This is a genomic window from Agromyces humatus, assembly GCF_021228295.1.
Lineage (GTDB): Bacteria > Actinomycetota > Actinomycetes > Actinomycetales > Microbacteriaceae > Agromyces > Agromyces humatus.
Genome location: NZ_JAJQPD010000004.1, coordinates 257339 through 282801, shown reverse-complemented (window position 1 = coordinate 282801; position 25463 = coordinate 257339). Strand labels below are relative to the sequence as shown.

Genomic DNA, 25463 nt, shown 5'->3' with positions numbered 1-25463 from the left:
GTTCGTGCACCGGTGTCGCGCGGCAGGTCGGCCGATGCGCGGTTCACGACGGCTCATGGCCCGTTCGGGCCATCCCAAGGTGGCCCGAACACGCGATGACCCGTGCGGTGCTTCGGAGTGGAATCGGTGTCATCACCGGTCACGTCAATCACCACGTCGCCACCACATCACGCACCGAGGAGCCGAAATGTTCATCACCGTCGCATCCACCCAGCCGGTCGTCGACGCCGCCGCCGAGCGGATCGCCCGCGCGTCGATCGCCTTCGGCCGAAAGCGCGGCTACTTCCGCCTCCTGTTCGATGCGGGCCCGGTCGATGCCGCGACCTTCGCCGAGCTCGCCGGTGTGACCGAGCGCCTCGGGCGCGCCTGGCTCGATGAACAGCTCGCCGCGGGCGTGCTGCGGGTCGTCGACTCGCCCGACGGAGAGCACGAGGAACTGCTGCTTCCGGGCGAATACGTGCCGATCCTGCTCGACGACCACGACGAGCCGGAGTTCGAGAGCGCCCGCGAGCTGCTCGACGCGCACCGCGATCAGGTGCCGCCCGCGCTCGCCGGACTGTAGTCAGGCGACCCCCGCGTTCCTAGACTTGGGGCGTGCAGCCAGAGGACCAGGTGATCCGCTACGCGGAGCACGACGGCGCCTCGATCGCCTGGTCGGCGGTCGGAGAGGGCCCGCCGCTCGTCATCGGCGGCTGGTGGTCGAGCCATCTCGACCTCGACTGGCGCAGCCCGAAGTTTCGCCGATTCGCGGGCGCACTGGCCGAGTACCGCACGGTCATCCGATACGACCGCCCCGGCGCGGGGGTCTCCGATCGGGGCGCGATGCCGGCGCGCACGCTCGACGAGGAGCTCGCGACGCTCGAGGCGCTCATCGACGAGGCGGCGCCGGCGCCCGGCACGATCTCGCTGTTCGGGGCGTCCTCGGGAGGCGGGGTCGCCTCGCTGTACGCGGCGCGGCACCCCGAGCGCGTCGAACGGCTCGTCCTCTACGGAACGTATGCGCGCGGCATCGACCTCGCCCCGCCCGCAGCGCGCGAGACGATGCTCTCGATCGTCGACCAGCACTGGGGGCTCGGCTCCCGGGTGCTCGCCGACCTGTTCCTGCCCGACGCGACCGCCGACGAGCGTGCCGAGTTCGCGGAGCTCCAGCGGCGCTCCGCCTCGCGCGAGGTCGCACTCGCGTCGTTGCGCGCGGTCTACGACTTCGATGCCACGGGTCACCTCGGCGACGTGCTGGCTCCCACGCTCGTGCTGCACCGACGCGACGACCGGGCGATCCCGTTCGCCCTCGGCAAGGAGCTCGCGGGGCGTATTCGCAATGCCCGCTTCGTTGCGCTCGAGGGCGACGACCACTTCCCGTGGCGGGGCGACTCCGATGCGGTCGTGCTCGAGACCCTCGCGTTCCTCGGCGCGCCCGTCGAGCGGGCGCCCGCATCCGCCGCGTCGGGCGCGGCCGGCGCGGTCGGATTCTCCGGCTCGGCCGGCGTCACCGCCCGGCTCACCGAACGCGAGCGCGAAGTGCTGCGACTTGTCGCGCACGGCGAGACCGACGCCGAGATCGCCGCGCACCTCGTGCTCTCGACGCACACGGTGCACCGCCACATCGCGAACATCCGCACGAAGCTCGGCGTTCCCTCGCGCACGGCCGCGGCCGCCTGGGCGCTGCGCAACGAGCTCATCTGACGGCTGCGGGCCGCCCGCCCGACGTACACTACGCGCCCTCGGGAGGGCCGCCGCAACCGCACTCTGAGTGAGCCGCGGCGAACGGATGTCGCGTGCTGGCCCGTTCCGGCCACACAGGTTGGCCGGATCCGGCGATTCGGTCGCGGCGCCACAGGCGTTGACTTGCCTCTCGTGCCGAGCATCTGCCGGCCGAACCCAACGCAAGGAAACCACTGATGTCCGAGACCCTCACCACCACGACCACCGAAGTCGTCGCGTCCGACGAGGAGCGCGCGGCCGAGCAGGTCGGCGCGCTCGCCGAGCAGATCGTCGGTATGCTCGGCTCGGCCACCGAGCTGCTCACGATCGAGCTCGGCCGCCGCTTCGGTCTCTACCGAACGCTGCACGAGTCCGGCCCGATGACCGCGACCGCGTTCGCCGAGGCCACCCGTGTCGCGCCGCGCTACGCCCGCGAGTGGCTCGAACAGCAGGCGGCCGCCGGATACCTCACGGTCGTGGAGCCCGGGGTGTTCGGGCACGAGCGACGCTTCGTGCTGCCCGACCTGCACGTCCCGGTGCTCGTCGACGAGACGCACCCCGCGCATGTCGCGCCGGCGGCGAGCCTGTTCGCCGGCGTCGCCCTCGCCTTCCCCGAGCTCGTCGCCGACTATCGACGAGGCCGCGGTGTCGCGTTCGACGAGTACGGCGCCGAACTGCGCGGCGGCCTCGGCTCGCTGAACCGTCCGGGCTTCACGCATGAACTGCGCAACTGGGTCGACGCGATGCCGGACCGGGCCGCAGCCCTCGACGCCGGTGGTGCCGTGCTCGATGCCGGCTGCGGTGTCGGCTGGTCGACGATTGCGCTCGCCCACGCCTTCCCGAACGCACGCATCGTCGGGCTCGATCTCGACGAGGCGTCGATCATCGAGGCGCGGCGCAACGCCCGCGATGCGGGGGTCGCCGACCGGATCTCGTTCCTGCACGGCAACGCCGGCGATAAGGCGACGGTTCGCGCCGCGGCCGCAGCCGCGAGCACCGGGACCGCGGAGACGACGGGCGAGACCGGCGTCGAGGCATCCGGATTCGATCTCGTCACGGTGTTCGAGGCGCTGCACGACATGGGCCGGCCGGTCGACGCGCTCGCCTGGTTCCGGGCGCTGCTGCGCACGGGCGGCGCGCTGCTCGTCGCCGACGAGCGCGTCGCCGACGCGTTCCACGCCGGTGCCGAGCCGGTCGAGCGCATGCTCTACGCGATGAGCGTGCTGCACTGCCTGCCCGCGACGACGGCGGAGTCGGGCGATCTCGCCAACGGCACGGTGCTGCGCGCGCCGACGCTGCGACGCTGGGCCGCCGAGGCCGGCTTCGGCCGGGTCGACGTGCTCGACATCGAGAACCCGTTCTGGCGCTTCTACCGCATCGGGTGAGCGTCGGCGCAGCACTTGAACGAGCACACAGCAGAGCGGCGGATGCCGCGGCGAGAGCCCCTCGCCGCGGCATCCGCCGTTCGCATCCCGCCGTCAGCGCTCGGTGACGGTTCCGTGCGCGATGTGCAGGCGACTGGTCCGCCCGGCGGGCGGAGTATCGATCGCGACGCTATGGACGCCCGCTCTGCGCGCCCGATGCCCGTCCAACGGGCTGCCTATGCTGCCGCCGACCGATGCGCGGGGCATCCGTTCATCGAACCCATAGCGAGCGCATAGGTCCGCGCGGATACTGGGAACATGAGCACGTCACCCGCCGCCACGCCCCACCGCGCCCCCGCCATCGCGAAGGGCGACGGTTCGATGGTGCGCGTGCTCGTGGTCGACGACGAGCACTCGCTCACCGAGCTGCTGAAGATGGCCCTGCGCTACGAGGGCTGGGACGTGCGCACCGCCGCCGACGGCTTCAGCGCGGTCAAGGTCGCGCGCGAGTTCCGGCCCGACGCCATCGTGCTCGACATCATGCTCCCTGACATCGACGGTCTCGAGGTGCTGGCGCGCGTGCGCGCCGACGGCACCGAGACGCCGGTGCTCTTCCTCACCGCGAAGGACTCGCTCGACGACCGCATCGCCGGCCTCACCGCGGGCGGCGACGACTACGTCACCAAGCCGTTCAGCCTCGAAGAGGTCGTGGCGCGCCTGCGCGGACTCATCCGCCGCTCGACGCTCACCCTCGCCCAGGCGAAGGACCCCGTGCTCACGGTCGGCGACCTCACGCTCGACGAGGACTCCTACGAGGTGGCCCGCGCCGGAACGGCCATCGAGCTCACCGCGACCGAATTCGAGTTGCTGCGCTTCCTCATGCGCAACCCGCGCCGGGTGCTTTCGAAGGCCCAGATCCTCGACCGCGTGTGGTCGTACGACTTCGGCGGCAAGGAGTCGGTGGTCGAGCTCTACATCTCGTACCTGCGCAAGAAGATCGACGCCGGCCGCGAGCCGATGATCCACACCGTGCGCGGCGCCGGCTACATGCTGAAGGCCGTCGGATGACCCGCCCGGGCGATCCGGGTCACGCCGCGGCGTCGCGCGAGGCGCACACAGCGTCGGTCGCCGTGGTCGCCGCCGGCGGCACGGCCAAGGGTCTCGACGACGAGCCGCTGGGAGTGGACGCCGTCTACTCCACCGATGACGACGATGACACCGAGGCGACGGATGCCCCGTCGAGGCGTCGCCCGTGGACTCTGCGGCAGCGGCTCCTCGTCATCGTCGCGGCGCTCCTCGTGGCCGTGAGCGCCGTCATCGGCGTCGCGACCGTGCTCGTGTTCCACTCCACCTCGGTCGAGCGTCTCGATGCCAGCCTGCGCGCGACCGCCTCGCGGGCGACCGAGGCGACCCCGCCGGACTTCCCCACCGATCCACGGGCGAGCGTCTTCGAGTTCCTGAGTGTGCCGGGCCAACCGGTCGGCACGCTCGGCGTGATCGTCGCAGGCGATGCGGTCGGCGGAGCGTACATCTCCGAGACCGGCGACCTGCTTCAGCCCGACGACAGTGCGATGGAGGCGCTCACGAGGGTGCCGACCGACGGCGAGCCGCGCACGGTCTCGGCCGGTTCGCTCGGCGACTATCGAGCGCTCGCCGTGGAGATCCAGCCTCAGGTGCGCAGCGTGCTGGCACTGCCCCTCGCCGACGTCAACGCCCAGTCCATGCAACTCGCATGGACCGTCGCGATCGTCGCGGCGACCGGGCTCGTTCTCGCGCTCCTCGTCGGTTGGCTCGTCGTCGGCCGGGCGCTCGCTCCGCTCGCCCGCGTGACGGCGACGGCGCAGGCGGTCTCAGAGCTCCCGCTCGATCGGGGCGATGTCGACCTCACCGAGCGGGTGGCCGAGGCCGACGGCGTGACCGAGGTCGGTCGGCTGGGGGCCGCGTTCAACCGCATGCTCGGCCACGTGGCGTCCGCGCTCTCGGCCCGCGAGCAGAGTGAGCAGAAGGTGCGCCGCTTCGTCGCCGACGCCTCGCACGAACTGCGCACCCCGCTCGCGGCGATTCGCGGTTACGCCGAGCTCACGCGCATGCACGGCGGTGAGCTGCCACCCGACGTGATGCACGCGATCGGCCGTATCGAGTCCGAGTCGGTGCGCATGACCGAGCTCGTCGAGGACCTGCTGCTGCTCGCACGACTCGACGAGGGCCGAGAACTCGCCGCCCAGCCCGTCGATCTGGGCCGGGTGCTCGTGGAGGCCATCGGCGATGCGCAGGCGGCCGGACCCGGCCACGACTGGGAGGTGCGCCTGCCCGATGGCGCGACCGTCGTCACGGGCGATGAGCCGAGGCTTCGACAGGTCGTCACGAACCTGCTGGCGAACGCCCGGGTGCACACGCCCGACGGCACGAGCGTCGTCGCCGCGCTCGAACGAGAGGGCGACGACGTCGTGCTCACGGTCACCGACGACGGGCCCGGCATTCCCGAGGAGCTCGTGGGGTCGCTGTTCGAGCGGTTCGCACGCGGTGACTCGTCGCGCTCGCGTCTGGCGGGCAGCACGGGCCTCGGGCTCGCGATCGTCAAGGGCGTGGTCGAGGCGCACCACGGCTCGGTCGGGGTTTCGAGCACGCCGCGCTCGACGGTGTTCACCGTCGAACTGCCGTTGTCGAAGCCGTCGGTCGCGTAGCGAGCGCGCTCTCCCCGTTGGTCGAGGAGCGAGCGCTCTCTCCCCGTTGGTCGAGGAGCGAGCGCAGCGAGCGTCTCGAGACCCGTCGGCTCAGAGCAGACGGCCGAGCAGCTCGGCGAACAGCTCGATCTCGCCCGGCTCCCACTCCCGCAGGCGCTCTCGCATCTGGGCCTGGTTCGCCGCCTTCACCCTGCCGACCTGCTCGATCGCGAGGGGCGTGGCGGCGATCACCCGCGAGCGGGCGTCGTGCTCGTCGACCCGGGATTCGGTGAGCCCGAGCTCCTCGAGCTGGCGCAGCTGACGGCTCAGCAGGCTCTTGTCGATCTGCAGCTCTTCGGCGAGGGAGCCCGCGTGCGCGGGCCCTCTCGACACGAGCGTCGCGACGACCTTGTAGCCCGTGGGCTGCAGGTCGGGGTGCACCTGTGCCGCGGAGATCCGCCATATCGTGCGCGCCCGGTGGAAGAGGCGGCCGAACTCCTCTTCGACGGCCGCGATCGACGCTTCGAGGTCGGGGTCGGTGGTCACAGGCGACATCTTATGCTCGGCCGTTCCCGCGCGGGGCCGCGTCGACCACGGCAGTCGATGCGGTGACGGGCACCCCGACCGATGCCTCGGACACCTCGAGCAACTCTTCGCCGACGTGCTCGAGCTCGGCCTCGAGCGAGTCGGGCGCGTCGTCGGCCGCCTCCTGCTTCGCACGCTGCACCGCGGTGAGGGTGCCGAGCTGTACGTTGGGTAGGAAGATCACGGCGATAAGCGTGATCACGGTGAGCGGCAGCGCCGCGAGGAACACGCTGCCCACGCCGAGCCCGTAGGCCGACTCGACGACGATGCGCAGGAAGTCGGGCAGCTCGGCGACGTGTGGAATACTGCCGCCGCCGAGCGTCTGCGCGGCCACCGCCTGCTGCTCGGGCTCGAGGCCCTGGATGCCGCTCTTGATCTGGTCGGCGACGACCGTTCCGAGGATGGAGCCCATGACCGCCACGCCCGCGGTGCCGCCGAGGCTGCGGAAGAACGTGACGGCGCTCGTGGCGACGCCGAGGTTCTTCACTTCGCTCGTGTTCTGCACGACGAGCACGAGGTTCTGCATGACCATGCCGATGCCGGCGCCGAGCACGAACATCGAGAAACCGACGTAGGTGAAGTCGGTGTCGTACTCGAGCCTGCTGAGCAGCAGCGTGCCCACGACCGCGAGCACGGCGCCGATGATGACGTACGCCTTCCACTTGCCGCGGCGCGAGATGAGCCCGCCCACGATGGTCGACGAGATGAGCACGCCCGCCATCATCGGGATGGTGAGCAGCCCCGACTCGGTGGGGGTCGCGCCTCGCGCGAGCTGCATGTACTGGCTGAGGAACACCGCGGTGCCGAACATCGCGACGCCGACGCTCAGGCTCGCGACGACCGAGAGCGTGAAGGTGCGGTTCGTGAAGAGCCCGAGGGGGATGAGGGGTTCCTTCGACCGCAGTTCGACGACGACGGCGATCGCGAGCAACGCCACGGCGCCGCCGATCATGAGCCACGACTCGAGCGAGTTCCACTCGAACTGGCTGCCGCCGAGCGAGACCCAGATGAGGAGCAGCGAGATGCCGGCCGAGATGAGGATGATGCCGAGGTAGTCGATCGACACCTTCTTCTTCGGGAGCTTCGGCAGGTGCAGGGTGCGTTGCAGCAGCACGAGGGCGACGATCGCGATCGGCAGGCCGACGAAGAAGTTCCAGCGCCACCCGAGCGTGTCGGTGATGACGCCGCCGAGCAGCGGGCCGCCGATCGTGGCGACGGCCATGACCGCGCCGAAGAGGCCGGCGTAGCGGCCGCGCTCACGCGGGCTGAGGATGTCGGCCATGACGATCTGGCTGAGTGCGGCGAGCCCGCCCGCGCCGAGGCCCTGGAACACGCGCATCGTGATGAGCATGGCCGGGTCTTGTGCGAAGCCCGCGATCGCCGATGACGCGACGAAGATGACGAGGGCGAGCTGCAGCAGCAGCTTGCGGTTGAAGAGGTCGGCCAGCTTTCCCCAGATCGGGGTCGAGACGGTCGTGGCGAGCAGGGTCGCGGTGACGACCCACGTGAAGGCGCTCTGGTCGCCGTCGAGGTCGGCGATGATGAGCGGCAGTGACGTGCCGACCACGGTCGACGCGATCATCGACACGAACATGCCGAGCAGGAGGCCCGAAAGGGCGGCGAGCACCTGGCGATGCGTCATGCCGCCCTCGGTGAGTGCGCCGGCGTCGGGCGCCGAGGAGGTACGTGACATTCGGTGAGGACTCCAGAAAGTAGTTGACTTCGATCAACTCTAGAGAATTAGATGATCGATGTCAACTATTGCCGTCGGTCAACTATCCGGCCTACCCTCGCGCCACGGCGTGAGCCGCGGCCACCACCCGGGCACGTTGCGCCGGTAGTCGAGGTACTGCTCGCCAAAGGTGCGGAACAGGGTCGGCTCCTCGTATCCCTTCACGAACGTGACGACAGCGGCGAGGGCGATCCCGGCGTAGAGCACGAGCCACCAATTGCCGAACAGCAGCGCCTGGCCGAGGATGATCGCGAGCACCGCGAGATACATCGGGTTCCGCACGAAGCGGTAGACCCCCGTGACGACGAGCGTCTCAGTCGGGGCGACCGGAGCGGGTGTTCCGCGGTGCTGGGCGAACAGCGCGAACGCGTGCAGGAGGAAGACCACTCCAGTCGCGATCGCGATCCAGGCGATCGGCACGACGATCCAGGCAGCACCGCTCCAGTCGTGCTGCTGCCAGCCGGAGATGAGCCAGGGGAGGAGGCCGGCGACGATGCCGGGAGCGAGGAAGAGGAAGGCGATCGTCCCCATCCACGCGCGTGCAGGCGAGGCTACCCGGGCCATGCGCGTCAGGTTAGCTCTCTTCCTTCGACCGCGCGAGGAGGCGTAGCGTTCCAGCCCTGTCGAGGATCCCTCGGCGGGACACCGCGCTACCCAGGCGTCTCGTCGGCCGGGTCCGGAAGGAACGCGGTGATGTCGATGGGTTGTGTTGGTGGGAGTTCGATGCTTGCGGGGTCGATCCGCATGGGTGGTTGATTCATCTCATCCTCCTCGGGTTCAAGCGCTCATTGCGATGAGGGCTGTGACGGCTGTCGTCGGTTCCTCCTCGTCGCCGAGCTGACGACGGAGCAGTTGCTTCGCGCTGGCGTACCGTGAACGAGCCGTCGAAGGATGCACGCCGAGCACGCGCGCGCTGTCGACGATCGTCAGCCCCTCCCAATGCACGAGCTCGACGAGTTCGCGCAGCTCATCGGGCAGTAGGGCCACAGCGGTGCGGATCTCGACGATCTCTGGGGTGGAGAGGCTCTCGTGGCCGCTGTCGCGGGCGAGGACGTTTCGTAGCTGATCCGTTGGCGCGCTACGTCGTCGGGCGGTCCTCCGGGCGTTGAGGAGCGTGTTCCGTGCGAAGACGAACAGCCACGGCCGTTCGTAGCCCACGGGAATGTGCCGGCGCTTCCTCCACGCCGCGAGGAGCGCATAGTTGAGATACTCGGCGGCATCGGCCCTGACCTCGACTCGCCGCTCAAGGTAGGCGAGCAGATCTCTCATGTTGCTTCGGACGGCCGATTCGTAGTGTGAACGTGCCTGGGCGTCGTTCACGGTGCCACGCAATCGGCGACGCCCTCGATGTGGATCCTGCTGGCGTCGTACCCTTCGGCCGTCAAACGGTCGAACACGGCGAATGTGACGGCACTGTGGAGCGCGCTCAGCTCAGGGTCGTTCCAGGTGAGGTCTGCCGGGTCTTCGCCTCGGGCGGCCGCTGCCTTTGCGAACCGGTCCGAAAGCTCTCGCTGTTCCTGCAACGTGACGGGGTCGATCGGGATGGAGTCGATGTCCATCGCCTGCAGAATCTTCTGCGCCTCGAGCACGACGGGATCATCAGCTGGGACTCCTGGCTCTGCCTTGATCACCCAACCGGTGGCGCAGTCCTGACCTGACTCACCGACGAGCGCCGTGGAGCGATCAAGGCTCATACCCTTGAGCAACTCTTGGAACGACGGGCTGGCCAGTGCGGCGGATGCCCCGCCGAACACCAGCACGGACGCTGCCGCGGTCACCAGCAGCGTCCGTCTATGCCGTCGCGGCGTGGTCCGCACTCGCTGCTCGAGAACTCTGTCGAGTGCAGTGTCCAATTCGCGGTCGAGGGCCATGACCGACGGTGCCGCTGCCGATAGACGCTCGTCCAGGTTGACATGTTCCATGTCTTCTCCCCGCTTGATGGTCTCACTAGGTACATGTCCGCAGAGCGAAGAAACGTCCAGCAGATCGGTGGAGGTCTCGGGATATCCGTCGCGGTTCGGCGGAGCAACGCCCCGAGGCCGATGATCAGCGCCCGCAAGTCGGTCGGGCTTGCGGGCGCCTTACCCTGACCGGCGCCGCTGCACCGTTGTAGATTGCGGCCCTTCGCCGGACCGCCTGAGTCGCCGAATCCGTTCTTAGGCGGTCGCTTCGTCGCGGGGATCAGGGAGGTAGGCCGTGATGTCGATCGGCACGGTCGGAGGTAGTGCGATCCCGGCGGGGTCGATGGGCGCTGCGGTCATGGTGTGTTCCCTTCGTCGAGTCATTTGGGTCAGCTGTGAGGTTGCGTTCGAGCGTCGGATGGGGTGTCGGTTGGCTGGTTGTCGGCCTGCTGTGGTCGCGGTTGCCAGGTGATGCGGAGAACGTCGATGACATCCTCGGGGTCGGCGCCGGCCGTCTGCGCCGCGGCGATGAGGTCGCGGATGCGTCGTACCACGGGCATGGGGAGTATCGCCGCGGTCTCGGCGACTCGGGTGCCGGCGGCGGTGCGGGTGACGACGAGCCCGTCGCGTTCGAGCAGCTTGTACGCCTTCGCCGCGGTGCCGGGGGCAACGCCGAGGTCGCTCGCGGTCTGCCGGACGGTCGGGAGCCGTTCGCCTGCGCCGAGTTGGCCTGAGGCGATGAGGCCGCGGAACTGGTGGTAGATGTCGAGCGCCGGGCTGGTCTCGTCCGGCGGCAGGATCGGTTGAGCGCTCATCGCACGGTTTCCCTGTCGGGTGTGCGCTCGGGCGACCGCTCGAGTGTGTGCTCGCGACGGAGTCGGCTCGCGACCAGGATCAGGAGGGCGAACGCCGTGATCTCGATGGCGGGCGCGAGCCAGCCGGCTGCGATGGCGAATTCCGCCCACTGCCAGGCCAGGTCGTACTCGGTACGGCCCCCCGACTCATCCCCGACCCCCAAACTGGACGCGGATCCGGCCCGGGCGATGAACCGCCAGGCGCCGGCGAGTGCGAGGAGCATGCCTGCGGTTGCGATCCGGAGGACCGCGGACGCGACCTCAGTGCGCGCGATCTGCTCTGCCCCGACCGTCTCCGGGCGGATGAAGGGCCTGATCGCGTTGCCGCGGAGTGTCGCCCACGTCACCACGGCCAGCGCTGCGACACAGACGAGGACCGGTACGCCGAAGCCCCACCCGTAGAACCACGGACGGATCGGGTCGATCGCCGTATTCGGTACGGGGATCGCGAGATAGATGTACCGCCCCCTTTCATCAGCTGACGATGCCAGGCCGGCAGCGATGGTCGTGCCGAGCAGCCCGACCAGCGCCGCGCCGGCGCTGAGCATGGAGATCCGGGACCCGTAGGTCGTCCAGGAGCGGCGTGCGCCCGACACGACCGGCTGCTCGGGCGGGGTGGTGCCTCGGAACGCGATCATGGCCAGCACCACGGAGAGGCTGAGGAACGCCGCGAACACCGGGGTCGCGTACTGCCACCACTCCACGATGTCGACGAGGTTCAGGAGGTATCCCCGGACGACGTTCTCGATCCCGAACACGACGACGACCCCGATCGCGCCGAAACCGAGCGCACGGCGCTCAGGCAGGTACCGCGCCGCCACCGAAGCCGCGTCGGCTGCGGAAGGCCGAGGTGTTCGACCCCGCCCTTCGCGCAGACGAACCACGAGAAGCCCGCCCGCAACGATCAGCGAGGCCACCACCAGCGAAAAGAACGGCAGCGAGAAGGCGAAAGCCACCAGCTCGCTCAGGCCAATCGAAAAGATGTTGCCCCACGTCATATCGTCTCCAGTCCAAGGTTGTGTCACATGTCTAACACAAAGTTGTGACGCCTCATAAGTACAAGTCGACGGCGGACATTGCATCGGCGAGCAGTATCCCGGCCGCCCGCGGGGCCTTCGATCACTGCGACGGCGACAGCGTGGTCGTTGTGATGACGACAGGCGTAGCCACCGCAGAGCTCGATCGCGGCAATCTCGGCTGGTTGCATGCCGGTGATGTCCACGGTGAGCTCGTTGGTTCAGCCGATCTCCGTGCATCCCCTCGCCGCTACGCAGCCCGACACACCGACTGCAATTCGCTATCGCGACGACAAACAGCCCACCGACTCGCCTCGCACAGCCATCTTCACCGAAGGGAGTCATCGCCGGGGGCCTGCGCACTCACCGATCCCTCATGCACGTTCAACAGTCACAGACTTGAGGGATCGCATCGCAGCGAACCGTCGGGCAGGATGGTAACGACCGACGTCCGCCCAGCCGTGGAGTAACGGTGCCCTTCTTCGATGGGCTCTCAGGCCCCGTGTACTACCGGCACTGGGACGCGGCCTCGCCCATGGCCGCGGTGGTCTTCCTGCACGGCTTCGGCGAGCACACCGGGGTCTACCACCGGTTCGGCGCGGCCTTGAACCAGGCGGACATCGATCTGTGGGCGCTGGACGAGATCGGGCACGGCCTTACCGAAGGCCAGCGTGGTGAGATCGAGAGCATCGATGCGCTGGTCTCCAACGGCCAGCGACTCACCGACCTCGCCGCACAGGCCGGCCTGCCGCTGGTCATCGCGGGGCACTCGCTGGGAGCGGTGGCGGCCATGATCACTACCCTGCGGCACCCTGACCGCTACCGCGCGGCCGTGCTGACCGGCGCCACTCTGAGCATGCCGCAGTGGTTCGCCGAACTCGAGGATGCGGGCGACGCGTTTGCCCTCGACCTGGACGAGCTCTCCGGGGACCCGTTCTACCGGGACTCCCTGGAGAACGATCCGCTCGCCTTCACAGAGGCCGACATCGTCGATGTGCTCCGCAGGGTCCTGCCACCCGCATGGGCCGAGGTCGCCGAGACGGTCGGCGACCTGAGGATTCCGGTCCTCGCCCTCAACGGTTCGGAGGACGCCGTCGCGCCCGTTGCGGACGTTGCCGCCGTCGCCGCTCGGTCCGCGCAGATCCGCACCCTGGTGTTCGAGGGCATGAAGCACGACATCCTCAACGAGACGGTGCACCGCGAGGTGGCCGCAGCCATCACCGCGTTCGTTAGGAGCGCGGCTGGTTGAAGGACCCCGCCTGGTTCACGGTCCGGCCCCTGGGGGCGGAGCCACCCTGGCGGCCGGTCACCCGAGGGTGACCGGCCTTGACGGGTACGGGCTGCTTTCCCCGTCAGCACTCGTCTGCCCTGTCAAATGCGACGGATGCGTCCGCTCCGCGATCGGGCCCAGTCTTGTGGGTAAGGGGTCCGCCAGCGACACAGCCCAGTCGCACAAGCGGATCCGCCTACGGAAGTCCCGTGACGGACCGGCTATCGGGCGCGGGCGACTTGGCGGATGAGCGTCCGAAATCACCTGAAACCGTGGCCTGCTCTCACACCTCCGCACGCGCCGAGGTGCTTACGACACGCCCCAGTCGCCGGCTCGGACGCAGGGTGCGCGGGATGCGGTCGCTATCGCGTCAGATCATCGTCGTCGCGGTCACGACGAGGACGAAGGCCGCGACGATGAGAGCGACGCGGGCGTAGTGCAGGCGGTCCCAGCGCTGCTGCTGCTCGCGCCAGTCGTCGGGATGACTGTCGGGGGTCCAGGTTGCCGCGCGATTGGCGATCGGCACCAGCAGGGCGATGGACAGGATGACGCTGATGGCCAGCAACACTCCGGCGACGAGAGCGGGTGCCGCGGCCGGTGCGCCCCACGTGAGAGCCGTAAGGGCGGCGACGAGGATCAGGGAACCGACGTACCAGAACGGCATCGCGCGTCCCAACATGCGCGCACCGTCCGCCTGTGCTGTCAGTGACGCGCCGACCGGCAGTCGCAACAGGATCGGGTTGATGACGAAAGCGACCGCGAACTCGACGCCGACCATGAGGCCGACGACGGACGCGGTGATGATGGCGAGAACAGGTTCCACAGAGAATGCCCTTCAATTCTAGCGCCGCTAGAATTTCTAGCGTTGCTACAGTAGGTGATCGACGACGTGACCGCAAGAGGAGGACTGATGGCTGAACAGACGGCACGCCAGCAGCGCAGCGACGAGCGACGCCGTCGGATCCTCGCTGCCGCTCGGGAGCGCGCGGACGCCGCTGGCTGGGAGGCCGTGACGACTCGACATCTCGCCGACGCCATCGGATACACGCAGCCCGTGCTCTATGGCCACTTTCCGGGAGGCAAGTCCGAGATCATGCTGGCCATCGCTCTCGAAGGCTTCGTCGACCTGACGCGGCGGTGTCGCGCTGCGCTCGGCCGCAAGCGCGGGCGGCGTGCGATCGAGGCCGTCGCCGTCGCCTACTTGGATTTCAGCAGTGAGCACCCCGCTGTGTACGAAGCCATGTTCCAACTGCCGATCGACATACGATTCGCCGGTGACGACACCGAATCCGACCTTCGCGCAGGGTTCGAGGTTCTCGCGGACGCGATCGGAGACAATAGCGACGGCACGGTGACCGAAGTGTTCTGGGGCGCCCTGCACGGCGTCAGCCTGCTGGAACGTGCTGGCCGTATGCGCCCGGAACACCGCTCCCATCGGGTAGCCGAACTCGGTGTCCGCTTCGCGGCGGAGGCTCTCGCGTAGATCTCCGGTTGCGATCGTGATCGCCCGCTCGGACTTATCGGGAAGGTGCGGGCGCTACTGGTCCGCGCGGTGCATCCTGAGCACGTGAGGCACAGCCTTGGCGAGCGTGTTGAACGTCCGGTCCGCTCGTTCGATGCGCACCGAGGTGTTCACCGCCCACACGATCATCTCGGCGCCCTTGGCCGACTCGACTCCGCTGGGCGAGTCCTCCAGAACGAGACACTGTTCCGGCGCAGGTCCCAGCACCTCTGCGGCGTAGAGATATGGATCCGGCGCCGGCTTCCCCGGTCCCGAGAACCGCGCATCTACGATCACCTCCGGGGCCCGCAGGCCGGTACGCGAGAACCGCTCTCGCACGCGATGCGCGTAGTTCGAGGTCACCACCGCCCAGCGACCCGCGACCAACCCCGCAAGCAGTTCGGCAGCGCCCTCGAACGCGGAATAGGTCCCGTGCCGCGCATCGTGATCCTCGAGGCGGTGGAGCGTCGAGAGACACTCGTCATGGTTCAGATCGGGGGCGACTTCGGCGACCGTGTCCATAGGTCTCGTTCTGAGCGCGACGGCGTACACCTGGGCCGGATTCAGGTGGAAGATCCTTGCCCATTCATGCCAGACACGTCGCTGGTTCGCGACCGCGTCGATCAACGTCCCGTCGACATCCAGCAGGACGAACGCAGCAGCAGCAGTCACCACCCCACGGTAGCCGCCCCTCGAGTCACTCGCCCCACAGCCACGTATGCTCGCCGGACGCACGCCCGCAGACCGGTCCGCCAACGGACATCCGACAGCGGATCCCTGAGCGAGCACTGCTGACACCTATCGGGGATGGCGCGAGCGTCAGCCTTTCCAGGGTTGCAGCCAAGAGTTGACGACGACCACGCCGGTGCCGAATTCTGCGTCGAACGATGCTTGGAGCTCGTCGCCGATCTCGAGCGGGACGAGCACGTGGACCTGACCGTCGCTGGACTCGACAACGAGGACGTCTGATCGGTTGCTGTGGGCGATGGTTTCGGCGATCTTCGCGAGTTCGGCCGCGTTGGCGGGTTCGGTGGGGATGACCTCGGCCGGGGAAGCATCCAGCTTGAGGGGCGGCAGTGGATCGCGCGTGAGTGTGAGGGTTCCGTCCTCGAAAGTGCCGACGAGCCGTGCGTCTCCCCAAGTCACGCCGTAGTATGTCGCGAGCAGTCCCGAGGGGATGACGACCGTGTCGAGTCCGGCTACCGGAACGCCGCCCCCGCACCGTGGCGGCATGCTCTGCATGTGAAGTGTGCAGATGGCCGCTTCTTGTTGCGCGATATGGAGCATGCCCGACACCTCGTACTCGACGACACTGGGGGCCGTCGCATCCGTCGCGCGGGGGAGCGCGGTCGTCGCGCACCCGGCGGTCATCAATACCGCCGCCATGACGGCGAGCGCTCGGATCGGTCGCAGGTCGATCACGGTTCGAACCTCCACAACTCCATGCCCAGCACGGTGCACGTCGTCGTCTGCCCCGGGAGCACCCCGGGCCGGCCATCGGGGAGCGTGCAGACGACGAGTGTGGGCTTGGTGGTGATTGGCCCGGTCGACGGCTGTGCTCCGGACTGGAAGTCAACAGAGCCCTGTTGCCGAGTCTTCGCCACCCACAACGCCGTGCACGCCGCCTCCACGTCCCGCACAGTCAGCCCGTCTGGCCCGGGCGTGAGTGTGACGGTCTCAGCGGTCGCGGCGCCAGCCACCGCGACAGGATCGGCACTGTCAAGACAGGCGACCTCCAGCGAAGCCGCCGCTCGATCGCCCATCATCGGCAATGCGACCGTAACGATCGCAGCCGCGGCGGTCGCGCTCACCGCCAGGATGATCGCCGGGCGATTCAGATGCCGTCGTTTCGGAGTCGCCTCGTCCTTGACCATGGTCTGCAGTGTCGACCGCAGCCGATCACGGTACTGCCCGTCGAGGATCCGATCGTCGTCGTCGATCATGGGGCGGTTCCTCCGATCTCGGTCATCACGGCCAGTTGCTGCGCGTCGTGCACGGCTGCGCGCAAGCGGGCCTTCGCGCGGCTCAGCCGCATCCGAACCGTTCCCGCCGGAACCCGAAGCACCCGGGCGACATCGACGGGTGCGAGTTCCTCGATCACGCACAGCGTGAGGATCTCCTGGTCGCGGGCACTCAACCGGTCGAAGGCTCCTCGCACCTGTGCCTGCATCGCGGGTCGCTCGACGGATTCGAGCACGGCATCAGCGTGGTCCGGAACCGTCTCGACACGCACCTTCCGGAGCAATGCCTCGTAGCGGACGCGGGAACGCTCGCGATTACGCACCACGTTCGTGGTCGTCACCAGCAGCCACCCGGCAAGCGAGTCGTTCACGAAACGAACGCTGCCGCGCCGGCGCCATGCTTCGAAGAAGACCATCGCCGTGACATCCTCAGCGTCGCGCTCGTCCTTCACAAGGCGTCGAGCCTGCCGATGCACGCGCGCAGCATGGAGATCGAAGATGGCCGTGAATGCGATGTCGTCGCCGATGAGCACCCGAGCCCACAGCGCCTGCTCATCGCCTGCCTCATCCATATCGCCCACACTAAGGAATGTCCGGCCAACCCATTCCGTCACACCCTGGGTGCGATGCCAACCGAGCCGCGGACACGCAAGCCGGTCCCTCAGCGCTCACGTGGCCGGTTTCCTTCAGCGGCGATCGCGGGATGTCGCTTCCTCGCGACGCTCGCTGAGCGCGGTGAAGACCACCTCGTACTCGCCCTGCGGCCAAAGCAGAACGCGATGCACGAAGCGCCCGTCAGCTTCAACGTCGACCTCGTCATAGACGATCTCGCTCTCGGCGTCATGGAAACGCAGTGAATCGATGGTCGCCCCAGGTTCCAAGCGCAGTTCCGCGTCGACGAAGCTCAGCTCGACGAACTCGTAGCCAACCTGAAGATCGCCTACGAGCGCACGCACGACCAGCGCACCGTCGGGTCGGTACTCGAAGGATTGGATCTGCCCATCGTGCAGATTCACCCCCTGAACCAACCTCTCAGCGCCGTCACGTAGCCGCGGCATCACCGCGGTGCAATGCACCTGGTAGTCCCGCCAATGCGAATCCCATTCAGAGTCGTCGAGCGTGCCGGATGCCCATTCGCGGGTAAGCCACTTCATCGACACTTGAGCAACGTACCTGCTCGGAACGTCATGGCCGGACCGTCCGATAGCCGTTGGTCCCCAATCGGCCTGGCGACATACTGACCACGAAAATGGCTCAGGGCGGGGCCGCACGCCCGTCGTGCACACCCTGTGTCGCCCGTCTACCTCACCCGGTGACCACGCCCGAAGCGGCACGTCAACCGCAAGAGGGATGTTCGTCTGGGCGCTACATCGCCGCGGTCGCCTCGATCTCGACGAGCGCGTCGGGGCGGCCGAGGCCCGCCACGAACAGCACCGTGATGGCGGTCGGCTTGGGACCCCAGATCCGCATCGACGCGGCGAAGCCCTCGTCGACCGACTGCCCGGCGCCAACGTAGACCGCCATGCGCACGACATTCGACTGGTCGGCGCCCGCCTCGGCGAGCACGGCGAGCACGTTGCGGAGCGCCTGCTCGGTCTGCGGCCCGAGGCCGCCCGCAACGATGGCGCCCGAGGCATCGGTGCCGTTCTGGCCGCCGACGTACAGCGTGTCATGAGCGCCGCGCACGAGCACTCCCTGGCTGAACGCCGGATTCGTGTGGAGCGTGCCGGGGTTGAGGTGTGTGATCTCCATGTCTCCGGTCTACCGTCAGCCACCGACGATTTGGCCGCGCACGCGGCATCCGTTAGTCTTTACGGAGCCGAAGACCGCTGGTTGTCGCGCGTTCCGAAATGAATGCCGACCGAAGTCTTGCGAAAGCAAGGGCCCGCGCAGGTGTGACGAAGACTTCCGAGCAATCGGGCCGAGCTCCGCGCAACTGCGCCGGAGCTTTTTTCTTTCTCCATACTCTTCCAGCGCTCCCAGGCCGTGCACCGCCTCCGCGATGCACGTAGAAGACACAAGGAGTGGCCATGGCGAACAAGGAAGCCTCGGTTGCCGAACTCACGAACCTGTTCGAGAGCTCGACCGCCGTTCTGCTGACCGAATACCGCGGCCTCACTGTTGCCCAGCTCAAGACGCTGCGCAAGTCCATCAGTGGGGACGCGAGCTACGCCGTGGTGAAGAACACGCTGACCAAGATCGCGGCCAACAACGTCGGGATCAGCTCGTTCGACGACGACCTCAAGGGGCCGTCGGCGATCGCGTTCGTGCACGGTGACCCGGTCGCCGTCGCGAAGGCGCTGCGTGACTTCGCCAAGGCGAACCCTCTCCTCGTGGTCAAGGGCGGCTATTTCGATGGCAAGCCCCTGACCGCAGCAGAGGTAGGCAAGCTCGCCGACCTCGAGTCCCGCGAAGTGCTGCTGGCGAAGCTCGCCGGTGCCTTCAAGGCCTCGCTGTTCGGAGCCGCATATCTGTTCAACGCACCGCTGTCGAAGGCCGTTCGCACGGTCGACGCGCTGCGTGAGAAGCAGGAGTCCGCTGCGTAGGCGCGAGCCTCTCAAGCGGTGAGTAACCAAAGAATCTAAGGAGAAGAATCATGGCGAAGCTGTCCACTGAAGAGCTGCTCGAGCAGTTCAAGGGCCTGACCCTCATCGAGCTCTCGGAGTTCGTCAAGGCGTTCGAGGAGACCTTCGAGGTCACCGCGGCCGCCCCCGTCGCCGTTGCCGGCCCCGCTGCCGCAGGCGGCGGCGCTGCTGCTGAAGAGGTCGAGGAGAAGGACTCCTTCGACGTCGTCCTCGAGGCTGCCGGCGACAAGAAGATCCAGGTCATCAAGGTCGTCCGCGAGCTCACCTCGCTCGGCCTCGGCGAGGCCAAGGCCGTCGTCGACGGTGCTCCCAAGGCCGTGCTCGAGGGCGCGAACAAGGAGACCGCCGAGAAGGCCAAGGCTGCTCTCGAAGAGGCCGGCGCGACCGTCACCCTCAAGTAGTCGCCGCCCTCGAAGAGGGCAGCACACTGGGTGCAATCGTCACCCTCGAGGAATCGCGTGCGCTCGCGAGAGCGCACCGGCTTGAGGTGACCTGCGTCACCTGAACACACGGATGCCCCGTGGCCGATCATCGGCCACGGGGCATCCGTCGTTCGTCCTGCTCAGTCGTGCTCGCTCCTCAGGAGCAGCCTGGCGAGTCCGGCATAGGTGTTCGGGCCGGGGACGCCATCGATCGGCCCGGTGTAGCCGCCCCGCTTGGCGATGCGCTGCAGGCCCTTCCACGTGTTCATCCCGGGCACGCCGTCGATCGGGCCCGCGTACCCGGTGCCGGTGAGCACCGTCTGCACGCCTCGCCAGGAATTCGGCCCGAGGACGCCGTCATAGGGGCCGAAGTAGCCGCCGATGCGGGCCAGAACCTGGAGCGCCGTGTTCGTGAGCGGTCCCGGGATGCCGTCCACAGGGCCGGCGTAGCCGAATCCCGCGAGAACGGTCTGGACGCCCTTCCACGATGCGATGCCCATGACGCCGTCGTTGGGACCCGTGTATCCGCCCTTCGCGGCGAGCCGCTGCAGCGCATCCCACGTGGCCGGGCCCGGATGGCCGTCGAGGTGTCCGGCGTAGCCGTAGCCCTTGACGGTCTGCTGGAGGCCCTTCCAAGTGTTCACGCCCGGTAGTCCGTCGTTGGGACCTCGGTATCCGCCCGCGCGGGCCACTCTCTGCAGTGTGAGTCCATCGGCGGGGGTGATCGCCGCGCTCGAGGCGGCAGCGGTTTCGGTGGTCATAGCGCCCTCCTTCATCGGTGCGGACGGCTTGCGGTCCGATCGGTACCGCAGGGTCGCCCGATGCGGAGGCTACGACGGCGGTCGCGGGACCGTCACCGGGCTGCCACTGAGACGCCACGGCGACGTGCGGATGCCCCGTGGCCGGTCACGGCCACGAGACCCCACCACGCGCGGAGGTCGTCGGGTTGCGTCCACGCGGTCCACACGCGCTCGATCGGCGCGCGTTGAACTCGCGGGTGACGTGCACGTCATGCGTCGAATCGGCCATGACTCGACCCTTCCATCTGGAACGGCAGGTCGAGGCGCGAGACGAGCGGGGCGCCTCAGCGCGGTGCGGCGGTCGTGCTCGAGCGCACCACCAGGCGGGTGGGCAGCGGCGCGCCCGAGTCGGGCAGGGGGTCGGCCAGATCCTCGCCGAGCAGGTGCAGCACCACGTCGACGGCGAGACGGCCCTGCGCGCCGGGGTACTGCTCGATCGTCGTGAGCCCGAACATCTCGGCGTACTCGTGGCCGTCGACGCCGATGATCGACAGGTCGCCGGGCACCGTGAGGCCGAGTCGTTCGGCAGCCCGGATGGCGCCGAACGCCATCTCGTCGGAGACCGCGAACACCGCAGACGGCCGTCGACCGGGGTGGCCGAGCAACTGCAGCGCACCCGTGTACCCGCCCGGCATGGTCATCTCGGCCTCCACGATGTGCGCGTCGGCCTCAGACGCGTGGCCCGCGGCCGCCATCGCCTCGAGGAAGCCCTCGCGGCGACATCCGTGCACGCTCTCGGGGTTCGACAGCGCGCCCTCGCCGGCGAGATGGGCGATGCGGGTGTGGCCGAGATGCAGCAGGTGCTCGGTCGCGAGCGCGCCGGCCGCGCGGTCGTCGATCGAGAGGCGCGCGCCGCCGGCGCCGCTGCCACCGAGGCTCACGAGCGGCTTCTCACGGCGATCGAGCGAGGCCGTCTCGCGCTCGGTGAGGTCGACCCCCACGGCGATCACCGCATCGACGCGCTTGCGGGCGAGGAAGAAGTCGAAGACCCGATCGCGGTCCTGCCCGGCGGAACCGACGTTGTAGAGCGTGAGGTCGTAACCGGCCCCGAGCAGCGCGCGCTCGATGCCCTCGAGCACCTCGCCGAAGAACCAGCGGTTGACGAACGGGATCACGACACCGACGTTCATCGTTCGCCCCGTGACGAGGCTTGCGGCGGCAGGGGACGCGATGTAGCCGATCTCGGCGGCCGCGACCTCGACCCGGTGGCGGGTCGACTCGGCGACGTGCCCGCGGCCCGAGAGGGCGCGCGACGCCGTCGCCTTCGAGACCCCGGCCAGCCGTGCGACGTCGCCGATCGCGGCCATCAGCAACCCCCTCCATCGGGCAGTTCCGGTGCTGAGCATAATGGCTGCGACCACGGCGTGGAACCGATTCCAGACGGCGTATCGGATGCCTCGTGGTGGGCCTCTCCCGTCCTGGGAGCGCTCTCTGCGAGCAGGGGAGCCACTCCGGTTTGGTGCTCGATTCGTGATCTGTGTTCCCTTGTGGTCGCCAGTGCACCTGTCCTAGCGTGGAGTCTGGAACCGGTTCCCGGACCTCTTGCACACTGGGCAGCACACCGGCACCACCACCTGCACCACACTCGACGAGGAGATGGACATGAGACTCACACGGCATCGCCGTTGGATCGGCCCCGTGGCGTTGGCCGCGGCGGCAGGCCTCGCACTCACGGCGTGTACCGGCGACATCGCCGAACAAGACGCGGCCGACACCGATTGCGCTGACTACGAGCAGTACGGCACCTTCGACGGCGCCGAGGTCACCGCCGCCAGCACCATCCTCGACATCGAGGCCGACCGGCTCAACGAGTCGTGGGCCGATTTCGAAGCCTGCACGGGCATCTCGGTCGACTACCAGGGCTCGAGCGAGTTCGAGGCGCAGATCGCGGTGCTCGCCGAGGGCGGCAACGCGCCCGACGTCGGCTTCGTGCCGCAGCCCGGCCTGATGAACCGCCTCGCCGCAGGCGGCTGGCTCATCCCGGCATCCGAGGCCGTCGAGGCGAACACCGACGAGTTCTGGTCGGAGGACTGGAAGCAGTACGGCACCTTCGAAGACACCTTCTACGGGGCCCCGCTCATGGCGAGCATCAAGGGCTACGTCTGGTACTCGCCGGCCGAGTTCGAAGAGAACGGTTACGAGATCCCGGCAACGCTCGACGACCTCACCGCCCTCTCCGATCAGATCGCGGCCGACAGCGGACGTCAGCCCTGGTGCGTCGGCCTCGAGTCCGGCGACGCCACCGGATGGCCCGGCACCGACTGGGTCGAGGACTACATGCTGCGCCTGCACGGCGCCGACGTGTACGACCAGTGGGTCACGCACGAGATTCCGTTCAACGACCCGATGGTCGCCGAGGCGTTCGACGCCGTCGGCGAATACCTCAAGAGCGACGAGATGGTCAACGGCGGCATCGGCGATGTTTCGACGCTGGTCACCGAGGCATTCCAGACGGGCGGCCTCCCCATCCTCGACGGCGAGTGCTCGCTGCACCATCAGGCTTCGTTCTACGAGACCTTCTGGAACCCCGAGGGCGGTGACGCCAACACGGTGGCCTCCGACGGCACGGTGTTCGGCTTCCTGCTTCCGCCGGCCAACGCCGATGACCCGCTGTCGGTGACCGGTGGCGGCGAGATCGTCGTGGCCTTCCGCGAAGCCGAAGAGGTCGAGGCGTTCCGTGCCTACCTTTCGAGCGACACCTGGGCGAACAACCGCGTGAGCCTCGGCGGCGTCATCAGCGCCAACAAGGGCGTCGACCCCCAGAATGCATCGAGTGAGCTGCTCGTGCAGTCGATCGAGATCCTGCAGGATCCCGAGACGACGTTCCGCTTCGACGGGTCCGACCTGATGCCGGGCGCCGTCGGCGCCGATTCCTTCTGGAAGGGCATCGTCGCCTGGGTCGGCGGTGAGGACACCACCCAGGTGCTCGACACCATCGAAGCCAGTTGGCCGGCGAGTTAGTAGCGCGCGTCACGCCGTACGCGGCATGATCGAGGGGCGGGGCTTCGAAACCCCGCCCCTCGTCACCCCAGTTTCAACGAAGACTGCGTTCAATGAAGAACATCGGGAGGCACGATGACCACGGCCGATCTCCTCGGCAAGATCCTGCAGGTGGTGATGGGCCTCGCCGTGCTGGCGGCGGTCGTCGGCCTGCTCATCTTCTTCATCGACAAGGCGCCCAAGAAGGGCCGCGACTACTGGCAACTCGCGTTGTTCCTGCTTCCGGCGATGCTCTTCATCGCGATCGGCCTGGTCTATCCCGCCATTCGCACGAGCTTCCTCGCGTTCCAGAACAATGCCGGCGAGTGGACGCTCGACAACTTCGTGTGGATGTTCACCCAGCCGGCCGCCATCCGTACGCTCATCAACACGATCCTCTGGGTGGCGCTCGCCCCGATCATCTCGACGGTGATCGGCCTGGCCTACGCGGTGTTCATCGACAAGTCGCGCGGTGAGAAGTACTACAAGGTGATCCTCTTCATGCCGATCGCCATCTCGTTCGTCGGGGCGGGCGTCATCTGGGGCTTCGTGTACGACTACAACGGCGTCGGCGATCAGATCGGCGTGCTGAACGCGCTCGTCGTCGCATTCGGCGGCGACCCGGTGCAATGGCTGCAGACCGACCCGATCAACACCATCCTGCTGATCGTCATCATGATCTGGATTCAGACCGGATTCGCGATGGTGCTGCTCAGCGCCGCCATCAAGGGCGTCCCCACCGAGCAGATCGAGGCGGCGCAACTCGACGGCACGAACGCCTGGCAACGGTTCAGGAACGTCACCGTGCCGGGCATCCGAGGCGCACTCGTGGTGGTGTTCACGACCATCTCGATCGCCACCCTGAAGGTCTTCGACATCGTCCGGACGATGACGGCGGGCAACTTCAACACCAGCGTGGTCGCCAACGAGATGTACACCCAGGCCTTCCGCGCGAGCGAGATCGGGCGAGGGTCGGCCCTCGCGCTCATCCTGTTCGTCTTCGTGTTGCCGATCGTCATCTACAACGTCAATGTGCTTCGCAAGCAGAGGGAGATCCGATGAGCAGCGTCGCCCCCGCCGACCTCCCGATCGACAAGGAGCTCGCCGATGGCGAGGCCGCCGAGCTCGCCGAGAGAGAGCCCGGCACGAAGGCGGCGCGCGTCAAGCAGCGCCTCACCTCGCGCACCGCGACGATCGCGTCGCTCGTCATCGCCGTGGTCTGGACGATCCCGACGTTCGGCCTGCTGATCTCGTCGTTCCGCCCCGCCGAGCTCATCCGCACGACGGGCTGGTGGACGATCTTCCAGAACCCCGGCTTCACGCTCGAGAATTACGCCACCGTGCTCTTCTCGACGTCGTCGTCGTCACCGCAGCTCGGCTCCTACATCGTGAACTCGATCGCGATCACCCTGCTCGGCACGCTGATCACGTTGGTGTTCGCAGCGATGGCGGCCTACGCGTTCGCGTGGATCAAGTTCAAGTGGGTGAACTGGTTGTTCATCTTCGTGTTCGCACTGCAGATCATCCCCCTGCAGATGTCGCTCGTGCCCTTGCTGCAGATCTTCTCAACGTGGCTGCGGCCGATGCAGGCGTGGCTGCACGACATCGTGCCGATCATTCCCGAGCAGAACTACCTTCCGCTCTGGCTCGCACACGCGATGTTCGGCCTGCCGCTCGCCATCTTCCTGCTGCACAACTTCATCTCCGATATCCCCGCCGACGTCATCGAAGCGGCGAAGGTCGACGGTGCGACGCACGGGCAGATCTTCTTCCGCATCGTGCTGCCGCTCGCGACCCCCGCGCTCGCGTCGTTCGCGATCTTCCAGTTCATCTGGGTCTGGAACGACCTGCTCGTCGCGCTCATCTTCTCGGGAGGCACGCAAGACGTCGCGCCGATCACCCAGCGGCTGGCGGAGCTGGTCGGCACGAGGGGCCAGGACTGGCAGTTGCTGACGGCCGCGGCATTCGTCTCGATCGTGATCCCGCTGATCGTGTTCTTCAGCCTGCAGAGATACTTCGTGCGCGGACTGCTGGCGGGTGCCACGAAGGGGTAGCTCCACGACGGGCCGGGCGATACGGATGCCGCGGGCGGGAGCCGCGGCATCCGCCATGCAACCCGTGGCAGTGTT

General features: G+C 68.0%; 29 protein-coding genes. 12 read left to right on the top strand and 17 right to left on the bottom strand.

Annotated features, from left to right (window positions below; translation table 11 throughout):
- The first annotated feature begins 187 nt into the window (after positions 1–187).
- From LSF15_RS08885 to LSF15_RS08865, 5 genes are all read left to right on the top strand, one after another.
- On the top strand, positions 188–562 hold the full coding sequence (locus LSF15_RS08885) for a hypothetical protein (RefSeq protein ID WP_232498165.1): 375 nt from the start codon (positions 188–190) through the stop codon (positions 560–562).
- A gap of 32 nt (positions 563–594) precedes the next feature.
- Positions 595–1683, top strand: coding sequence for an alpha/beta fold hydrolase (locus LSF15_RS08880; protein ID WP_232498164.1), 1089 nt, complete (start codon positions 595–597; stop codon positions 1681–1683).
- A gap of 215 nt (positions 1684–1898) precedes the next feature.
- On the top strand, positions 1899–3086 hold the full coding sequence (locus LSF15_RS08875; RefSeq protein WP_232498163.1) for a class I SAM-dependent methyltransferase: 1188 nt from the start codon (positions 1899–1901) through the stop codon (positions 3084–3086).
- Between the two features lie 297 nt (positions 3087–3383).
- Positions 3384–4133 carry a response regulator transcription factor gene (locus tag LSF15_RS08870; protein WP_269756300.1) on the top strand — a complete coding sequence of 250 codons (750 nt, stop codon included), beginning with the start codon at positions 3384–3386 and terminating at the stop codon, positions 4131–4133.
- Complete coding sequence (locus LSF15_RS08865) at positions 4130–5749, top strand: sensor histidine kinase (protein WP_232498162.1); 1620 nt, start codon at positions 4130–4132, stop codon at positions 5747–5749. Before LSF15_RS08870 ends, LSF15_RS08865 begins: the two co-directional genes overlap by 4 nt.
- Before the next feature lie 90 nt (positions 5750–5839).
- Here the strand turns inward: LSF15_RS08865 and LSF15_RS08860 are convergent, their stop codons facing one another.
- From LSF15_RS08860 to LSF15_RS08830, 7 genes are all read right to left on the bottom strand, one after another.
- Complete coding sequence (locus tag LSF15_RS08860; protein ID WP_232498161.1) at positions 5840–6274, bottom strand: MarR family winged helix-turn-helix transcriptional regulator; 435 nt, start codon at positions 6272–6274, stop codon at positions 5840–5842.
- A gap of 10 nt (positions 6275–6284) precedes the next feature.
- Positions 6285–8006: a DHA2 family efflux MFS transporter permease subunit gene (locus LSF15_RS08855; protein ID WP_232498160.1), complete on the bottom strand. Its 1722-nt coding sequence runs from the start codon at positions 8004–8006 to the stop codon at positions 6285–6287.
- A gap of 78 nt (positions 8007–8084) precedes the next feature.
- A complete protein-coding gene (locus tag LSF15_RS08850) occupies positions 8085–8609 on the bottom strand; it encodes a methyltransferase family protein (protein WP_232498159.1) in 525 nt (174 codons plus the stop codon).
- 213 nt (positions 8610–8822) lie between these two features.
- Positions 8823–9365: an RNA polymerase sigma factor gene (locus LSF15_RS08845; protein ID WP_232498158.1), complete on the bottom strand. Its 543-nt coding sequence runs from the start codon at positions 9363–9365 to the stop codon at positions 8823–8825.
- The gene (locus LSF15_RS08840) at positions 9362–9967 is read right to left on the bottom strand and encodes a hypothetical protein (RefSeq protein ID WP_232498157.1); all 606 of its coding nucleotides are present in this window, start codon (positions 9965–9967) and stop codon (positions 9362–9364) included. Before LSF15_RS08840 ends, LSF15_RS08845 begins: the two co-directional genes overlap by 4 nt.
- A gap of 368 nt (positions 9968–10335) precedes the next feature.
- A complete protein-coding gene (locus tag LSF15_RS08835; RefSeq protein ID WP_232498156.1) occupies positions 10336–10761 on the bottom strand; it encodes a GntR family transcriptional regulator in 426 nt (141 codons plus the stop codon).
- Positions 10758–11798 (bottom strand): hypothetical protein, encoded by a 1041-nt coding sequence (locus LSF15_RS08830; RefSeq protein ID WP_232498155.1) that lies wholly within the window; start codon positions 11796–11798, stop codon positions 10758–10760. Before LSF15_RS08830 ends, LSF15_RS08835 begins: the two co-directional genes overlap by 4 nt.
- Positions 11799–12288: 490 nt before the next feature.
- On the opposite strand from LSF15_RS08830, the gene LSF15_RS08825 reads away from it, so the two are divergent.
- Positions 12289–13065: an alpha/beta fold hydrolase gene (locus LSF15_RS08825; protein ID WP_232498154.1), complete on the top strand. Its 777-nt coding sequence runs from the start codon at positions 12289–12291 to the stop codon at positions 13063–13065.
- Between the two features lie 391 nt (positions 13066–13456).
- Here the strand turns inward: LSF15_RS08825 and LSF15_RS08820 are convergent, their stop codons facing one another.
- Entirely contained in the window at positions 13457–13864 is a 408-nt protein-coding gene (locus LSF15_RS08820; protein ID WP_232498153.1) for an anthrone oxygenase family protein, read from the bottom strand.
- 132 nt (positions 13865–13996) lie between these two features.
- Here LSF15_RS08820 and LSF15_RS08815 point away from each other — a divergent pair, with 132 nt between their 5' ends.
- Entirely contained in the window at positions 13997–14569 is a 573-nt protein-coding gene (locus tag LSF15_RS08815) for a TetR/AcrR family transcriptional regulator (protein ID WP_232498152.1), read from the top strand.
- A 54-nt stretch (positions 14570–14623) separates the two neighbouring features.
- Here LSF15_RS08815 and LSF15_RS08810 read toward each other — a convergent pair whose 3' ends face one another.
- The 6 genes from LSF15_RS08810 to LSF15_RS08785 form a co-directional block, all read right to left on the bottom strand.
- A complete protein-coding gene (locus LSF15_RS08810; RefSeq protein WP_232498151.1) occupies positions 14624–15259 on the bottom strand; it encodes an HAD family hydrolase in 636 nt (211 codons plus the stop codon).
- Between the two features lie 147 nt (positions 15260–15406).
- Positions 15407–15874, bottom strand: coding sequence for a hypothetical protein (locus LSF15_RS08805; protein ID WP_232498150.1), 468 nt, complete (start codon positions 15872–15874; stop codon positions 15407–15409).
- Positions 15875–16005: 131 nt separating this feature from the next.
- On the bottom strand, positions 16006–16530 hold the full coding sequence (locus LSF15_RS08800) for a hypothetical protein (RefSeq protein WP_232498149.1): 525 nt from the start codon (positions 16528–16530) through the stop codon (positions 16006–16008).
- Positions 16527–17120: an RNA polymerase sigma factor gene (locus LSF15_RS08795; protein WP_232498148.1), complete on the bottom strand. Its 594-nt coding sequence runs from the start codon at positions 17118–17120 to the stop codon at positions 16527–16529. Before LSF15_RS08795 ends, LSF15_RS08800 begins: the two co-directional genes overlap by 4 nt.
- A 114-nt stretch (positions 17121–17234) precedes the next feature.
- Positions 17235–17708: a hypothetical protein gene (locus tag LSF15_RS08790; protein ID WP_232498147.1), complete on the bottom strand. Its 474-nt coding sequence runs from the start codon at positions 17706–17708 to the stop codon at positions 17235–17237.
- A gap of 205 nt (positions 17709–17913) precedes the next feature.
- The gene (locus LSF15_RS08785; RefSeq protein WP_232498146.1) at positions 17914–18300 is read right to left on the bottom strand and encodes a RidA family protein; all 387 of its coding nucleotides are present in this window, start codon (positions 18298–18300) and stop codon (positions 17914–17916) included.
- A gap of 278 nt (positions 18301–18578) precedes the next feature.
- Between LSF15_RS08785 and rplJ the strand changes: the two genes are divergently transcribed.
- A complete protein-coding gene (rplJ, locus tag LSF15_RS08780; protein WP_232498145.1) occupies positions 18579–19094 on the top strand; it encodes a 50S ribosomal protein L10 in 516 nt (171 codons plus the stop codon).
- A 50-nt stretch (positions 19095–19144) separates the two neighbouring features.
- Complete coding sequence (gene rplL, locus LSF15_RS08775; protein ID WP_153686067.1) at positions 19145–19534, top strand: 50S ribosomal protein L7/L12; 390 nt, start codon at positions 19145–19147, stop codon at positions 19532–19534.
- Positions 19535–19695: 161 nt separating this feature from the next.
- Here the strand turns inward: rplL and LSF15_RS08770 are convergent, their stop codons facing one another.
- The 3 genes from LSF15_RS08770 to LSF15_RS08765 form a co-directional block, all read right to left on the bottom strand.
- Complete coding sequence (locus LSF15_RS08770; RefSeq protein WP_232498144.1) at positions 19696–20316, bottom strand: hypothetical protein; 621 nt, start codon at positions 20314–20316, stop codon at positions 19696–19698.
- Positions 20317–20408: 92 nt separating this feature from the next.
- Positions 20409–20531 (bottom strand): hypothetical protein, encoded by a 123-nt coding sequence (locus LSF15_RS19190; protein ID WP_372459965.1) that lies wholly within the window; start codon positions 20529–20531, stop codon positions 20409–20411.
- Between the two features lie 108 nt (positions 20532–20639).
- Positions 20640–21662, bottom strand: coding sequence for a LacI family DNA-binding transcriptional regulator (locus LSF15_RS08765; protein ID WP_232498143.1), 1023 nt, complete (start codon positions 21660–21662; stop codon positions 20640–20642).
- A gap of 295 nt (positions 21663–21957) precedes the next feature.
- Between LSF15_RS08765 and LSF15_RS08760 the strand changes: the two genes are divergently transcribed.
- The 3 genes from LSF15_RS08760 to LSF15_RS08750 all read left to right on the top strand — a co-directional run bounded on the left by LSF15_RS08760 (position 21958) and on the right by LSF15_RS08750 (position 25388).
- Complete coding sequence (locus LSF15_RS08760) at positions 21958–23316, top strand: ABC transporter substrate-binding protein (protein ID WP_232498142.1); 1359 nt, start codon at positions 21958–21960, stop codon at positions 23314–23316.
- A gap of 114 nt (positions 23317–23430) precedes the next feature.
- A complete protein-coding gene (locus LSF15_RS08755; protein ID WP_232498141.1) occupies positions 23431–24396 on the top strand; it encodes a carbohydrate ABC transporter permease in 966 nt (321 codons plus the stop codon).
- Complete coding sequence (locus LSF15_RS08750) at positions 24393–25388, top strand: carbohydrate ABC transporter permease (protein WP_232498140.1); 996 nt, start codon at positions 24393–24395, stop codon at positions 25386–25388. The genes LSF15_RS08755 and LSF15_RS08750 overlap by 4 nt, the downstream gene beginning before the upstream one ends.
- The last annotated feature ends 75 nt before the right edge of the window (positions 25389–25463 follow it).